This is a genomic window from Allomuricauda ruestringensis DSM 13258, from assembly GCF_000224085.1.
Lineage (GTDB): Bacteria > Bacteroidota > Bacteroidia > Flavobacteriales > Flavobacteriaceae > Flagellimonas > Flagellimonas ruestringensis.
Genome location: NC_015945.1, coordinates 3,098,587 through 3,113,467, shown reverse-complemented (window position 1 = coordinate 3,113,467; position 14,881 = coordinate 3,098,587). Strand labels below are relative to the sequence as shown.

General features: G+C 40.8%; 19 protein-coding genes. 16 read left to right on the top strand and 3 right to left on the bottom strand.

Annotated features, from left to right (window positions below; translation table 11 throughout):
- Nucleotides 1-16: 16 nt before the first annotated feature.
- Complete coding sequence (locus MURRU_RS13995; RefSeq protein WP_014034129.1) at nucleotides 17-448, bottom strand: RrF2 family transcriptional regulator; 432 nt, start codon at nucleotides 446-448, stop codon at nucleotides 17-19.
- A 116-nt stretch (nucleotides 449-564) separates the two neighbouring features.
- On the opposite strand from MURRU_RS13995, the gene MURRU_RS13990 reads away from it, so the two are divergent.
- The 14 genes from MURRU_RS13990 (at nucleotide 565) to MURRU_RS13925 (ending at nucleotide 11,559) form a co-directional block, all read left to right on the top strand.
- Nucleotides 565-1,077, top strand: a complete 513-nt coding sequence (locus tag MURRU_RS13990; protein WP_014034128.1) for a c-type cytochrome — start codon at nucleotides 565-567, stop codon at nucleotides 1,075-1,077.
- Between the two features lie 5 nt (nucleotides 1,078-1,082).
- Nucleotides 1,083-1,664: a fasciclin domain-containing protein gene (locus tag MURRU_RS13985; protein ID WP_014034127.1), complete on the top strand. Its 582-nt coding sequence runs from the start codon at nucleotides 1,083-1,085 to the stop codon at nucleotides 1,662-1,664.
- A 25-nt stretch (nucleotides 1,665-1,689) separates the two neighbouring features.
- On the top strand, nucleotides 1,690-3,642 hold the full coding sequence (nosZ, locus tag MURRU_RS13980) for a Sec-dependent nitrous-oxide reductase (protein ID WP_014034126.1): 1,953 nt from the start codon (nucleotides 1,690-1,692) through the stop codon (nucleotides 3,640-3,642).
- A 124-nt stretch (nucleotides 3,643-3,766) separates the two neighbouring features.
- Nucleotides 3,767-4,387: a hypothetical protein gene (locus MURRU_RS13975; protein WP_014034125.1), complete on the top strand. Its 621-nt coding sequence runs from the start codon at nucleotides 3,767-3,769 to the stop codon at nucleotides 4,385-4,387.
- Between the two features lie 2 nt (nucleotides 4,388-4,389).
- Nucleotides 4,390-4,824 (top strand): nitrous oxide reductase accessory protein NosL, encoded by a 435-nt coding sequence (locus tag MURRU_RS13970; RefSeq protein WP_014034124.1) that lies wholly within the window; start codon nucleotides 4,390-4,392, stop codon nucleotides 4,822-4,824.
- Between the two features lie 2 nt (nucleotides 4,825-4,826).
- Nucleotides 4,827-5,294, top strand: coding sequence for a pyridoxamine 5'-phosphate oxidase family protein (locus MURRU_RS13965; protein WP_014034123.1), 468 nt, complete (start codon nucleotides 4,827-4,829; stop codon nucleotides 5,292-5,294).
- A 154-nt stretch (nucleotides 5,295-5,448) separates the two neighbouring features.
- On the top strand, nucleotides 5,449-6,648 hold the full coding sequence (locus tag MURRU_RS13960) for a nitrous oxide reductase family maturation protein NosD (RefSeq protein WP_041802081.1): 1,200 nt from the start codon (nucleotides 5,449-5,451) through the stop codon (nucleotides 6,646-6,648).
- Nucleotides 6,645-7,358 (top strand): ABC transporter ATP-binding protein, encoded by a 714-nt coding sequence (locus MURRU_RS13955; protein ID WP_014034121.1) that lies wholly within the window; start codon nucleotides 6,645-6,647, stop codon nucleotides 7,356-7,358. Before MURRU_RS13960 ends, MURRU_RS13955 begins: the two co-directional genes overlap by 4 nt.
- Nucleotides 7,351-8,133 (top strand): ABC transporter permease, encoded by a 783-nt coding sequence (locus MURRU_RS13950; protein ID WP_014034120.1) that lies wholly within the window; start codon nucleotides 7,351-7,353, stop codon nucleotides 8,131-8,133. Before MURRU_RS13955 ends, MURRU_RS13950 begins: the two co-directional genes overlap by 8 nt.
- A 29-nt stretch (nucleotides 8,134-8,162) precedes the next feature.
- The gene (locus MURRU_RS13945; RefSeq protein WP_014034119.1) at nucleotides 8,163-9,365 is read left to right on the top strand and encodes a hypothetical protein; all 1,203 of its coding nucleotides are present in this window, start codon (nucleotides 8,163-8,165) and stop codon (nucleotides 9,363-9,365) included.
- 143 nt (nucleotides 9,366-9,508) lie between these two features.
- On the top strand, nucleotides 9,509-9,943 hold the full coding sequence (locus tag MURRU_RS13940; protein ID WP_014034118.1) for an RrF2 family transcriptional regulator: 435 nt from the start codon (nucleotides 9,509-9,511) through the stop codon (nucleotides 9,941-9,943).
- A gap of 64 nt (nucleotides 9,944-10,007) precedes the next feature.
- Nucleotides 10,008-10,736 carry an iron-sulfur cluster repair di-iron protein gene (ric, locus tag MURRU_RS13935; RefSeq protein WP_014034117.1) on the top strand — a complete coding sequence of 243 codons (729 nt, stop codon included), beginning with the start codon at nucleotides 10,008-10,010 and terminating at the stop codon, nucleotides 10,734-10,736.
- A gap of 99 nt (nucleotides 10,737-10,835) precedes the next feature.
- Entirely contained in the window at nucleotides 10,836-11,159 is a 324-nt protein-coding gene (locus MURRU_RS13930; RefSeq protein WP_148261518.1) for a hypothetical protein, read from the top strand.
- A 19-nt stretch (nucleotides 11,160-11,178) separates the two neighbouring features.
- The gene (locus MURRU_RS13925) at nucleotides 11,179-11,559 is read left to right on the top strand and encodes a group III truncated hemoglobin (RefSeq protein WP_014034115.1); all 381 of its coding nucleotides are present in this window, start codon (nucleotides 11,179-11,181) and stop codon (nucleotides 11,557-11,559) included.
- A 227-nt stretch (nucleotides 11,560-11,786) separates the two neighbouring features.
- On the opposite strand, the gene MURRU_RS13920 is transcribed toward MURRU_RS13925, so the two are convergent.
- Together MURRU_RS13920 and mgrA are read right to left on the bottom strand one after the other, a co-directional pair.
- Nucleotides 11,787-12,530 (bottom strand): NIPSNAP family protein, encoded by a 744-nt coding sequence (locus MURRU_RS13920; protein WP_014034114.1) that lies wholly within the window; start codon nucleotides 12,528-12,530, stop codon nucleotides 11,787-11,789.
- Between the two features lie 93 nt (nucleotides 12,531-12,623).
- The gene (mgrA, locus tag MURRU_RS13915) at nucleotides 12,624-13,631 is read right to left on the bottom strand and encodes an L-glyceraldehyde 3-phosphate reductase (RefSeq protein WP_014034113.1); all 1,008 of its coding nucleotides are present in this window, start codon (nucleotides 13,629-13,631) and stop codon (nucleotides 12,624-12,626) included.
- 247 nt (nucleotides 13,632-13,878) lie between these two features.
- Between mgrA and MURRU_RS13910 the strand changes: the two genes are divergently transcribed.
- Both MURRU_RS13910 and MURRU_RS17830 read left to right on the top strand, forming a co-directional pair.
- Nucleotides 13,879-14,454, top strand: a complete 576-nt coding sequence (locus tag MURRU_RS13910) for a Crp/Fnr family transcriptional regulator (protein ID WP_014034112.1) — start codon at nucleotides 13,879-13,881, stop codon at nucleotides 14,452-14,454.
- A gap of 188 nt (nucleotides 14,455-14,642) precedes the next feature.
- On the top strand, nucleotides 14,643-14,876 hold the full coding sequence (locus MURRU_RS17830; protein ID WP_148261517.1) for a hypothetical protein: 234 nt from the start codon (nucleotides 14,643-14,645) through the stop codon (nucleotides 14,874-14,876).
- Nucleotides 14,877-14,881 lie beyond the last annotated feature (5 nt).

The window sequence follows — 14,881 nt, the reverse complement described above, 5'->3', positions numbered from 1 at the left end:
TATTGGCTGTTCTGGACTATAATGGAAAAAACTCCTCAATGTTCTGTTTTCCATCAACCAAGTCCAAAATGGTCGTATTTTCCAGAACGTTGATAAATTTAGACTTATTGGCCCCTACAAGTTTATGGAGCACGCAAGGATTGTTCATATCACAGTTACTGATACCCATAACACACGAATGCACTCGCCTATCCCCATCAATAACCTTTATGATATCCATTAGCGTGCGTTTTCGGTCATCTTCGCTCAAATAGAAACCTCCTTTGGGTCCCCGGGTTGATGATATGACGCCATGTCGGGATAATTCCTGTAATAATTTTGCCAAATAAGCTTCCGGTACATGCACTACCTCAAAAATATCCCTGACCATGACTTTATGGTTCTCATCGGAGTTCAAAGCTAAATAGAGTACCCCTTTAATGGCATATTTGGATGAATTGGAAAGCATGGCTTCAGAATGTTAAGCAAAGATTAAAAGACATTTTTATCCTTTTTATGATTAATATCATGTTATAGGTCTATGCCACTATATACTTTTGAAACGAAATTTTAACCATTGATCACATGAAAGCAATAGTAAAAAGTATGGCCCTGCTCTTCGCCCTTATAATGATTAGTTGTGGTGGAAAGAAAGAGGAAAAAAAAGAGGAAGGCTTTAGCGTACAACGCAAAAAGGCACAAACAGAACAACCGGCCGAAACCAGTTCCACTGATGAAGTTAAACCTTCAGAGCGAGTGGACATGACCACAAAGGGAGTTGGCCCCGTTACATCTGTTGAATTATCGGCAGAAATTGACCAAGCCATGGCGGAAAACGGTAAAAAGGTATATGACCAAATGTGCTTGGCCTGCCACAGAATCGGTAAAAAATTCATTGGCCCTCCCCCTAACGGAATATTGGAAAGAAGAACTCCTGAATGGGTCATGAACATGATTTTGAATCCTCAGGAAATGGTACAGCAAGATCCTTTGGCAAAAGACCTCTTGCAGGAGTTCAACGGGTCGCCAATGTCCAACCAAGGACTCACGGAAGATCAGGCCAGAGCCATTCTTGAATATTTTAGAACCTTAGAATAAACGTTATGAAATCGACCATTAAACTCAGTATGATGGGATTGTTCTCACTGTTCACACTTATCAGCAGTTGTAAAAACAGATCTCAAAACGAAACAAAGGATTCCAATCAAAACGAGACCATAGATGTTTCGGAAAACAACAAGGGGCAAGCCTTTATAGAGGATGATGAATCCACGCCCAATGTGTTACAAATTGCCATTGGGTCGGCAGATCATAGTACGTTGGTCGCTGCTGTTCAAGCGGCAGATTTGGAAAATGTATTGGTCAATGCTGGTCCGCTGATGGTTTTCGCCCCTACCAATGCCGCTTTTGATGCATTGCCCGAAGGTACCGTGGAAGACCTATTGAAACCAGAAAACAAAGATGCCCTGACCAATATTCTTAAATATCATGTAACCCCCGGCAACTACTCAAAGGACTTTTTGATGAATTTCAAAAAATTGGGCCAAGCCAATAATCAAAACGTAGCCGTTGAGGTAAAGGATAACGAGGTTTATGTGGGTGGTGCCAAAATAATTGCAAGTATAACGGCAGGAAACGGAATCGTCCATGTAGTGGACAAGGTAATCCTACCTCCTACTCAATAATAATTATAAAACAAAAACTAATACAATGAAAATCTATAGTCATTTAATCACGGCCCTGGGAGCAACCTTATTACTGGTTTCATGCGGCCAACAAAACCAAAGTTCGAACGGTGCGTTGTCGTCCAGTGCTGCCGAAAAAGTATACGTAGCTCCAGGTGAGCAAGATGAATTTTACGCCTTTATGTCGGGCGGTTATAGCGGAAATCTTACTGTTTATGGATTACCTTCTGGAAGAATGTTCAAGGAAATACCGGTATTCTCGCAATTCCCAACATCAGGTTATGGCTACTCCGAAGAAACCAAACCGATGCTCAACACTTCGCATGGTTTTGTACCTTGGGACGATGCCCACCACCCGGACATATCACAGACCAATGGTGAATTGGATGGCCGTTGGATTTTTATCAACGGAAACAATACGCCCAGAATTGCACGTATCAGCCTAAGCACTTTTGAGACCGAAGAAATCATTGAGGTACCCAATAGTGCAGGTAACCACAGTTCCTCCTTTATAACCGAAAACACCGAATACGTAGTGGCGGGAACCCGTTTCTCTGTTCCCATTCCACAAAGGGACATCCCCATCAATGAATACAAAAGCAATTTTAAAGGGTCGTTGTCCTTTATCAGCGTAGACCCGGAACACGGTCACATGGACATCAAATTCCAGTTGATGATGCCCGGTTTCAACTATGACCTTTCCCATCCAGGAAGGGGAAAATCCCATGGTTGGTTCTTCTTCACTACCTATAACACAGAAGAGGCACACACCCTTCAAGAAGTAAATTCCTCTCAAAACGACAAGGATTTTATTGCCGCTGTCAACTGGAAGAAAATTGAGGAATATGTGAACAATGGCGGAGGTACCAAGGTGCCCGCCGAATACGCCCACAATATATACGATGAAAGTACCCATACAGCTACCACTACCATGAAAAAAGAGGTGTTGACGGTAGATCCATTAAAAGTTCCCGGGGCTGTTTACTTTTTGCCCACCCCAAAATCTCCCCACGGTTGCGATGTAGATCCCTCCGGACAGTATATTATTGGTAATGGTAAACTCTCCGCAGACTTGACTGTACACTCCTTTGATAAAATGATTGCCGCCATTGAAGGCGAAAAATTTGATGGAGAAGCGTATGGAATCCCTATTCTTAAGTTTGAAGATGTACTGGCAGGACAGGTGAAAAGTGGCGGATTGGGCCCACTACATACCGAGTTTGATGGAGAAGGAAATGCCTACACCACTTTCTTTATCTCTTCCGAAGTAGTAAAATGGAAATTAGGAACTTGGGAGGTCATTGACAGGAAACCTACATACTATTCCGTAGGTCACTTGATGATTCCCGGAGGGAACTCGAGAAAACCTTTCGGCAAATATGTTGTGGCACTAAACAAGATTACCAAAGACAGGTATTTGCCCACAGGACCTGAAATGGAACACTCAGCCCAGATTTACGACATCTCTGGTGAAAAAATGGAATTGATCTATGATTTCCCTACGCACGGTGAACCTCACTATGCCGCAGGAATCCCAGCTGAGATTTTGGCGCCTAAATCCAAGAAAATATATAGATTGGATGAGAACAAACATCCCTATGCCGTATTGTCTCCCACCGACTCTAAAGTGGTACGTGAAGGAAACGAGGTACATGTATATATGTCCACCATCAGAAGTCACTTTACCCCAGATAACATTGAAGGAATCAAGGTTGGTGACAAGGTGTATTTCCATATTACCAACCACGAACAGGATTTTGATGTTCCGCACGGTTTTGCAATGATAGGGCAAAACACCTCCGAGCTTCTGGTTATGCCAGGACAGACCAAAACTTCGGTTTGGGAACCTAAAAAAGTTGGAGTATGGCCATTCTATTGTACGGATTTCTGTTCTGCACTGCATCAAGAAATGCAAGGATATGTTAGGGTTTCCCCCGCTAACTCCAATGTAGAGCTTAAATGGTCACTTGGTGAATAATTCGGATTGAGTCACCATTGAAAAAAGCGGGCTGTCTCCACGACCTGCCCGCTTTTATTACAAATTGGAACAGCATCAACCCTCCAAAAACCACGCTCAATTTGTAACTTTTAAATCATAAAAAATGAAAAAGGCTAGTATTTTAATGATCGTTGGCCCGCTGCTTTTATTGGGTCTCTACATCTTTCCCCTCTGGTACATTATATTGGGGGCACCACAGTACCCCGATCCATTGGGGATGAACATCCATATCAGTGGCTTGCAAGGGGTCAATGAATTTGATATCCAGAACATCGATGGCCTAAATCACTATATTGGCATGCAGACATTGCCCAAACCAGAGGATATGTGGGAATTCAGCACTTTTCCCATGGTTATCGGCATTATGGTGGCCTTGGGTGTATTGATCGGTATTCTAGGGTACTTGAACAAAGTAAGTTACAAGTGGTTTATTGGTTGGTTCCTATTGATGTCCATCCTTGGCGTATTGGGCATGTACGATTTCAATCAATGGTTGGTTGATTATGGCACCGATCTTGACCCCAATGCGATCATGAAATTGACCAATCCCGATGGTACGCCCATGACTTATAAACCCCCATTATTGGGTCATGTAAAGATGCTCAACTTTGATGTTACCTCTATGCCGGCCACCGGAGGATGGCTTATGTTTGTAGGTATGATGCTTACCTTGATCGCGGGATTTTTGGGGTGGAAAACCAGTAAAAAACCAGTAAAAAATTGATTATGAAATCATCCATTATATTATTGCTTGCAATCTTTGGCTTTAGCACCGGTTGTACCGTAAGTCCAAAACCCATTGATTATGGGCATGTGGGCTGTCATTATTGCAGCATGACCATTGTGGACAAACAACATGCCGCGCAATTGGTGACCAAAAAAGGCAAGGTCTTTAATTTTGATGCCGTTGAATGCATGATGAACCAATTAAAGGAGGAAGATGAATCCGCCATGGCCCTTTTCTTGGTCAATGATTTTGACCAACCCGGAACCTTGGTAGATGCCACAGCTGCCACCTATTTGATCAGTGAGAATATTCCTAGTCCCATGGGTGAATATCTGAGTGCCTTTAAGAATGAAAAAGCTGCTAAGGAAACTATGACCAACCAAGGTGGCAAACTTTTTACATGGGTGGAAATTAAAAACCAATTTAAACTTTGAGCATGAGTACAATCGCAGATTTGGAACTAGTAAAATGCACCGGACTTTTAACAGACAATTATGTGGGACACCTGGCCTACATTGCCAACAATGAACCCCATGTAGTACCATCAACTTATTTTTTTGACCAGGATGAAAAGAGTATTTTGTGTTTTGCATCCAACGGGCATCGGATAAATGCCCTCAGAAAATGCAATACAGTTTCTTTTCAAGTGGATAGTATCAAATCGTTTCGTAATTGGCAATCGGTACAAGTACATGGTACTTTTCAAGAGCTTACTGGAGATTGTGCCAAATTATGTTTAAAACGTTTTGCGGAAGGCGTACAGCGAACCATAGACCATGAAAATGCTGAACGTCCCCATTTTTTAAGTCACTTTTCCGGAAAATTGCAAGAAGCGGAAATGCCCGTGGTATACCGTATTGCAGTATCCAAAATAACAGGAAAGTCAGTAAGGGATTTTACATAAATCGGATAAAATGGAAACTAGGCTCTTGGTATGGCATATCAACGAGCCGCCATTGTTTTGTTCTGGTTTAGGTTGGTAGAATTTAGTGCACGAAGGTTATAGTATGAAATTAGATGTACAACATATAAAACGTATTCTGGGATTTGCTTTTTTGATGGGCTTTCAAATAGGTTTGGCAAACACCTGGACCGTTTGTAGTACCTGCGAAAACAGTTCCATCAAGGAAACAATTTTACGTGCTGCTCCCCACGACACCCTGTTGATCGAAAAAGGTACGTACAAGGAGTTTGAGATATTGGTGGACAAACCCTTGGTCATCAAAGGGATTGATTATCCCATTGTTGATGGCGAAAAAAAGGGAGAAATTTTTAGGATCACATCGGATGATGTTACGCTGGATGGACTGTTCATCATCAATGTAGGGGTTAGCTACACCAAGGACAATGCGGCCATACGGGTGGTGCAAAGCAAAAATTTTCTCATCCAGAATATGGTATTGGAGCAATTGTTCTTTGGTATCTATTTGGAAAAATCATCACACGGCAAGGTCTTTCACAATAGGATTATTGGCGAAGCTGTCGACGAATATAACTCGGGCAATGGCATTCAACTTTGGTACTCTTCGGACGTAGAAGTGGCCAAAAACCATGTCCAGGGTACTCGGGATGGTATCTATCTGGAATTTTCCGACCGAATAACCATCTCCGATAATGTGAGCATGGACAATCTCCGCTATGGGCTACATTTTATGTTTTCCAACCATGATGTGTATACCCGCAACACGTTCGAAAACAACGGTGCCGGGGTTGCCGTGATGTTCTCCAAGTTCATCACCATGAAAAACAACACTTTTCGCAAGAATTGGGGCACAGCGGCCTACGGCATGCTATTGAAAGAGATTACTGATGCTGAGATTGTGGGGAATACCTTCGAGGAAAATACCATCGGCATCAATATCGAGGGCTCTAACCGCATCAAGTACGCCGATAATGACTTTATAAGCAATGGCTGGGCCATACGAGTGGTCGGAGCCTGCTATACCAATAGTTTTAAAGGCAATAATTTTTTATACAACTCTTTTGATATCTCCTACAACAGCAAACTGAACGATAATGTGTTCGAGGGTAATTTCTGGAGCAGCTACACGGGTTATGACCTGGACAAAGATGGCATTGGGGATGTTCCCTATCGTCCTGTCAAGTTGTTTTCCTACGTGGTGAACCGTACTCCCGAGACCATTGTGCTTTTACGGAGCTTGTTCATGGATATTATTGATTTTTCCGAACGGGTATCCCCCGTTTTTACGCCCGATAATTTAAAAGATGCCCAACCTTTAATGAAAATACGACCATGACCATTGCAATAAACAACCTTCATAAGCGATTTGGCAAAAACCAAGTGTTGAAAGGAATAGACCTGTCCATTGACGAAGGCCGCATTTATGCCATCCTTGGTCCCAATGGATCGGGAAAAACCACCTTGATCAAGAGTATTCTGGGTATGGTAATTCCCGATAAAGGAGAAATATCCGTGTTGGAACAATCCATTAAAAAAGGATGGAAGTACCGCAAAAAAATCGACTACCTGCCCCAGATTGCCAATTTTCCTCCGAATATCAAGGTCAAGGAATTGATTAATATGATCAAAGATCTAAGAAACAGCCCAAGTTCCGAAGCAGAGCTTATCGAGCTCTTTGGTTTGGAACCTTTTCTAAACAAAAAACTATCCACCTTATCTGGGGGTACCAAGCAAAAGGTGAACATTGTATTGACCTTTATGTTTGACAGTCCCCTGATTATTTTGGATGAACCCACCACAGGTTTAGATCCCAAAGCATTGATTCGTTTAAAAGAATTGATTCAAAAAGAAAAGGCCCAAGGCAAAACTATTTTAATCACTTCGCACATTATGCAGTTTGTGGAAGAAATGGCCGATGAAATCCTATACCTACTGGAAGGTGAGATTTATTTCAAGGGAAGTATCCAGGAACTCTTGGAACAGACCAAACAAACCAATTTTGAACATGCCATTGCGGCCATAACAACCACCGATAGCCATGCTTAAAATATTAAAATACAGTTTTTACGATTTGATACGTAGCCGTTGGAGCTACGTGTATTTTTTGTTTTACCTCGCCCTTGGGTTTGTTTTGTTGTTCTTGAACAACGATGTCTCCAAGGCCGTGATCACCCTAATGAACGTGATTATTGTCCTAATTCCTTTGATAGGAACCATTTTTGGAGTGATGTACTACTACAATTCCCGAGAATTTACTGAACTTTTATTGGCGCAGCCCATAAAACGGAGTTCCATTTTTATGGGGCAGTATTTTGGTGTGGCAGGTTCATTGACGCTGAGTCTGGTGTTAGGGCTGGGGATTCCATTTGTGCTGTATGGGCTTTTGCGAAGCAATGCTATTTTTGATTTTTCCCTTTTACTGGTCACCGGGGCCTTTCTCACCTTTATTTTTGTGGGGCTTTCCTTTGTGATTGCCATTTCCAACGAAAACAAGATAAAGGGATTTGGCTACGCCGTACTGCTCTGGCTATTCTTGGCCGTGGTTTATGACGGACTGTTCCTGATGTCCCTGATTCTGTTTGAAGAATATCCCTTGGATACTTATTCCATGGTGGCTACTGCGCTAAATCCAATAGATCTTTCTAGAATTTTGATACTGCTCAAGTTGGATATTTCAGCACTATTAGGGTATACCGGTGCCATTTTCAAAAAGTTTTTTGGGACCGACCTAGGTTTTCTGATTTCCATAGCAATTCTTTTATTATGGACCATTCTGCCTATCTTGGGCTTACGCTATAAAGCTGGAAAAAAGGATTTTTAAGGTAGATTGAAAACAATAAACAACTCACGGTGAAGCATAAGTCGTATCAATTGCATATCCAAATTGCAGTGATTTACTTTCTTGTGGCGGCCCTATTGGGTTTGCTGTTGCGCTCCTACCCTATTTTCGCCTTTGATTTTAACTACAGGTTTGTTGTCCATGCCCATTCGCACATAGCCCTCTTGGGTTGGGTATATGTGGCCTTGACCACCTTACTGCATTATTTTTTTGTGGATAAGGATGCGTCCAGTAGAAGGTACAAACGTATATTTTGGTGTACGCAAGCCACCTTGATGGGTATGTTAGTTACCTTTCCTTTTCAAGGGTATGCGCTGTTTTCCATTATTTTTTCTACGCTGTTCCTGATTGTATCGTATGTCTACGTTTACCATTTCTGGAAAAACATCAACCCAAAATACAGGCACAGCAAAGGATTGCAATGTGCAAAAGCGGCCCTGATCTACATGGTAATCTCCAGTTTGGGACCTTGGGCCTTGGGAGCAATCATGAATACCTTGGGTGCACAATCCATTTGGTACCGACTGGCGATATATTTTTACCTCCATTTTCAATACAATGGCTGGATGATATTGGCCTTGGTAGGGGTTTTCATTTATGTTTGGGAACAGCGCGGTCTTGAAATTTCCTCAAAAACCTTCGCTCGCTTTTTTATAAGCCTAAATCTGGGGGTTGTGCTCACCTTTTTCTTGTCCACGCTCTGGACAAAACCTTCCTTTTGGTTTTATGTGTTGGCAGGTCTGGGAGCTGTGGCACAATTCTACGCATTTGTCCTTTTGTGGGGTATGTTCAGAAATAAAATCACAAAATTATCTTTCTCAAAAGTGCATCACTTGTTTCTTAAAACGATAGTGATCTTGGGTTTGATCAAAATAGTATTGCAACTTTTGACCGCTCTTCCCTATTTTGCCAACATGGCGGTTAATTATGTTGATTTTACCATTGGCTATTTGCACTTGACATTCTTGGGCATCATCAGTATTGGCTTGTTCCTATTTATGGATTATTTTAGCTTGTTTCGAATTTCGAAGAAATCTTACTTATGGTATTTTTTGGGGTTTCTTCTTACGGAAGCTCTTATTTTTTATAGGGGTATGGCTGCTTGGCAGCAATGGAACATCTTCAATGAACATTTAGAAATCTTGGCACTGCTCACTCTTTTAATTCCTTTGGGGATTGCAATGATGCTCATAGAAAATCGAGCCCCTAAATAAGTTTTTTGCATGAACCTATGTGACCTCCCCTACAATGGGGTATATTTAATTTCTTTCAAAAAATCTTTTCAAAAATAATAAAGGACAATTTTGTCCGAATTAAATTTTTAATCTTATCTTTGTACCTGTAAAAGTTCCCTATGATGTTTTCAAAAGCCTGTGAATATGGTATCCGGTCAGCGGTTTATATTGCCCTGCAATCCTTGGATGGAAGACGTGTCAGTGTAAATGAAATTGCTGAGGAAATAGATTCGCCCATAGCTTTTACGGCCAAGATTTTGCAACTACTCTCTAGGAACGACATCATCCACTCCGTTAAAGGGCCCACTGGTGGGTTTGAAATTGCTCGGAAAGATATGGATACGGTAAAATTGAACATGATTGTCAAAGCCATTGATGGTGACAAGATTTATGTGGGCTGTGGTCTGGGACTCAAGGAGTGCAATGCTCAAAAGCCCTGCCCCCTGCACGACAAATTTGTTGATATCCGTACCGATTTAAGCAAGATGCTGAAAAGTACCAATTTATATGAACTGGCCACGGGCTTGGAGGTTGGGTTGACCTATTTGAAACGATAAAAAAATTTGAACAAATAAAGGACATTTTTGTCCGATTAATATATAAACCTATAAATCAATTATTATGAACGATACCTTGGATAAAACAATAGGGCAAATGGTAGCAGAGGATTACCGAACAGCCCAGATATTTAAAAACCACAAAATAGACTTCTGCTGTAAGGGCAACCGCACGCTCCAAGAGGTTGCGGAGAAAAAAGGCCTGGATTTGAACAGTTTGGTTCAAGAGCTCGATGCAGTACAAAATCAAGTCCAAAGTGACCAACCCGATTTTAAAACCTGGCCTTTAGATCTTTTGGCCGACTATATTGAAAAAAAACACCATCGGTATGTGGAGCAACAAATTCCAATTCTAAAACAATACCTGAACAAGCTTTGCAAGGTACACGGAGAGCGTCATCCTGAATTGCTCGATATTTTTGAACATTTCAATGCGTCTGCGGGTGAACTGGCCATGCACATGAAAAAAGAAGAACTGGTACTCTTTCCTTGGATACGTAAAATGGTGAGTGGCCCTACAAATGGGGCATCTTTTGAACAGCCGCATTTTGGAACCGTTAAAAACCCTATCAAAATGATGATGGAAGAACACGACAATGAAGGTGAGCGTTTCCGAAAAATTGCTGAATTGAGCCATGATTATACGCCTCCGGCAGATGCATGCAACACCTATCGGGTAGCTTTTTCACTTTTACAGGAATTTGAAGAAGACCTCCACCGCCACATTCATTTGGAGAACAACATCCTCTTCCCCAAGGCTGAAATTTTGGAAAACAACGTATTAAGCAACTGATTTTAATATTGGAGGCACACCCATTTAATATACAGTGCCCTTTAATAAAGTATCTCGTAAACATCATAAAGAATAATGGAAAATTCAACAACAATACACATGACCCATTCTAAATCTGGACATAAAACAAATGGATCAAAAAACATTTACGGACTCATGTTCGATGAGTTCAAAAAAAGGCAACTTGGTTATTCTACCATCGCCATTATAGCACAAAGCTGCCTCGGTTCTGCTGCGGCCATGGCACTATTGATGGGGGAAATGGATATGGTCTTAAAAATGATACTGCTCTTTTTCGTTACCATTTTCTGTATGGCATTCAATGGGGCTGTATTGGCCCAACTAAAACCCGTGGTCACATTTAATCTGTTGATTTTAAGTGTTGTCTTTAGTACTTTAATTATTATTGCCCATATCATATAATATTGGAGAATCTATAAAAATGGTGCAAAAAAAGGAAATCCAAAGCTTGGAGGAGATAAAGCAATTGGTAGACCTCTTTTATGGAAAAGTCCGAAAAGACCCCTTATTGGCAGATATATTCAATGCTGTCATAAAGGACAATTGGCCTATCCATTTAGAGAAAATGTATCGCTTTTGGCAAACAGTATTATTACAGGAGCATACCTACCAAGGCAGCCCTTTTGCTCCTCATGCCAAGCTTCGTGTTAACAAAGAGCATTTTAATCGGTGGAAACAATTATTTTTTGAGACTGTTGATGAAAACTTTCATGGAGAAAAAGCTGAGGAAGCTAAATTTAGGGCCGAAAAAATGGCTGAAATGTTCCAGTTGAAGATCGAATATTTCAATAAAAACACCTGAATCACTAAATTAACAATGCCAATAGACCTGTCGACAACCAATACAATTACTTTGTAAACAATGCTTCCCCAAAAAAATTGGGCCAAACTTTAAACCACAGACCATGTACACCAGTTGTTTAATGGTAACACACCAATAAAGCATTCCATTCCATATAGTCCCATTGTTCATTAAGTCTTAAAAATAAATTCTGACGAAACACATAAGAGTTTAAGATTATTCTTGAACTATAATTGGGAGTACGAAACTGGCTTTAAGAACACCCGTATAATACTGTTCATGGCATTTGCATATTCTTCCAAATTAGAGATTCGCTTCCATTCCGGATGAGGCCCGAATTTGCTCCATGCTTCCGAGTGGGCCTGCTTATCTTTGAATGCCAACATGTAGGTTAGGCATGGCATATTGTTCCCGGCAATGTTAGAACCAAAAAATACAGTGGGAAGGCCAACATCTTCAAAAATGCTGAATTCACTTTCATTGAACATTTTGACCTTTCTTCGGAGGGCGTCCTCATTGTAACTTTCGTAAATTCTAAGTTCAAAAAAGTCTGCATTGTCCGCTGGTTTATGAAGGCTTGGAAAACCAGTTGTAGACTGAATAAGATCAGTGGAAATTCTACTGTACGGGATTAAGCTTTCAGCTACTTTAAGGTAAGTACCGGCATCTTCCATATACTTTTTGTCCTTGACCAATAACTCCTTGCTTTTTTGAAATGTAGTGATATCACCATAAGGAATGAGCACATATATTTTTTTTGGCAAACGCTCCCCTACTTCTTCAAACACACCAATATTTTTGATTCCCTGGCGATTCATGGCCGGTATGAATGCATCCTTAAAATAATCGTGAAGTATCTGTTCTGGCCTACCAAATTCCAACTCATAGGTCCTCAGTTCATACACTTGCTCTTGGGCCGTAACATTGAAGTTCAGCATCAAAATAAACAGTATGGAAAAAACTTCTTTCATCTTTCTTGTTGATTAATTATTCAATTTAATGCGCTTGCCGGATAAATTATCACTGGTATATCCTTTAAATTAAAGTAGCAAGGTGTATTGCAATTATCCTTTACCTGAAAGGATATTTTCGATTGTGCTCAATTCCTCTTGGTCAAAATCAGGATTTTGCAAAGCCCGTAACGAGTCTTCCAATTGTTCGGGTCTACTAACCCCCAATAAGACGGACGTAACCCTTGGATCCCGCTTTACCCATGAAAGTGCCATTTGGGCCAAGCTTTGACCTCTTTCTTTTGCCACATTGTTTAATCTTGCTACAATCTCTAGCTTTTTTGGAGTGATTTGATCAACCTCCAAAGCACCGTTTCCACGCCCAGAAGCAGCTCTGGATGATTCTGGAATTCCGTGAAGATATTTGTTGGTCAACAACCCTTGCTCCAAGGGTGAAAACACAATGCTTCCAACACCTTCATTCCCCAACAGATCCAACAAACCATCTTCTTCTATCCACCTATCGAACATGGAATATCTAGGTTGATGTATTAAGCATGGGGTTCCCATTTCTTTTAATATTTTTAGGGCAGCCTTTGTTTCAACTGCATTGTAACTGGATATTCCAACATAAAGTGCCTTCCCTTGCCGAACTATTAAATCTAGAGTTCCCATGGTTTCCTCTAAAGGTGTGTTTGGGTCCGGACGGTGGTGATAGTAAATATCTACATAATCCAACCCCATCCGTTTTAAACTCTGGTCTAAACTGGAGACCAAGTATTTTTTGGAGCCAAAATCACCATAAGGACCCTCCCACATCTTCCACCCTGCTTTGGTGCTCACAATTATTTCATCCCTGTATTGGGCCAAATCCGATTTTAAGATTTTACCAAAAGTAGTTTCGGCCGAACCAGGTGGGGGACCATAATTGTTTGCAAGATCAAAATGGGTGATACCTGCATCGAATGCCTTTTGCACTATGGTCCGGGCAGTATCAAAACTATCCGTCTGACCAAAGTTATGCCAGAGGCCGAGGGAAAAAGCAGGTAGCAATAAACCGCTATCGCCACAGCGATTATAAGTCATTTTATTATATCTATTCTTGTTCGGTCGGTAATCCATAAACAGTTAAATTAAAAGTTCATCCCAATACACAATAGTCCATAAACAACTTTATGGTACAGCAAAATCCTTGGTGTTTCATTTGAACTCGTCTTGAGTTCTTTATCAAAAATATGGCATCAATTATTGAAAAGATGTTTCTTTCAAAATTCTTTGATACATTGCCGAAAACAAATTTATTGGGTTTTTTTCCCCTTTTTATTGAACTAGGACAAGAAATTACTTTCGGTTTTTCAATTAATATTTTATGAAAAATGAGCTGAAAAAATATTTGGAACGTTTTATTGAATTATCGGATAAAGAATCCGATATGGCACTTCAGTTTTTTGAGTATCAGAAATTCCCGAAGCACACGCTTATTTTACGCTCGGGAGACATCTGTAGTTTTGAAGCATATATTAAACGGGGTTGTGCCCGTGAATTTTTTACCGATCATAAGGGAAACGAACACACGGTTGAATTTGCGGTTGAAGATTGGTGGATAAGTGAAATCAATAGTTTTGAGAACAAGGTTCCCAGCCAAGTAAGTATCGAAACCTTGGAGGAAACCGAGATATTGTTCCTTTCCTTGGAATCAAAAAAAGAACTTCTTGAAGCAGTTCCGTCCGTTGAACGAATGTTCCGAATTATGATGCAGCGTCATGTACACGTCCTTAAAAAACGATTGCTTCAAAATATGTCTAGAAATGCAATGGACCGTTATCTAACATTCCTTGAGCAATACCCTACCGTTGTACAGCGTGTTCCACAATATCATATTGCTTCCTATCTTGGGATATCTCAAGAATTCCTGAGCAAATTAAGAAAGAGAGCGCACCAATAAATGTTGATTTATAAAAAATCCGTGGTCATAAAAAACTATTAGCACCTTAAATAGCTCCATATCCAACCTTTGGAATTCATTATCTTTGAAGCATGAAATTCCTGATGATTTTTATGTCATTGTTAACCATATTCCTGTCTTCATATCCATGTTGTCAGGAAACAGTTGCATGCTCAAGCACAACGACCATGAATCATTGTGACGGTGGCGATTCGGAAGAACACTCAGAAGGAGACAACACACCTTGTTCCCCATTTTATGCCTGCGGACGCTGTCCCGGGTTTACAATGAATTTTGAAACATTGGATTTCGCAACCTTGGAACTTCCGAAAGAAACTCATCCAGTCCCCTACTACATTGAACTTCTTCCCAAAGAAGTATATTTCTTTTCCCTGAAACCCCCACGTACTCTTGAAGTGTAGCTTAC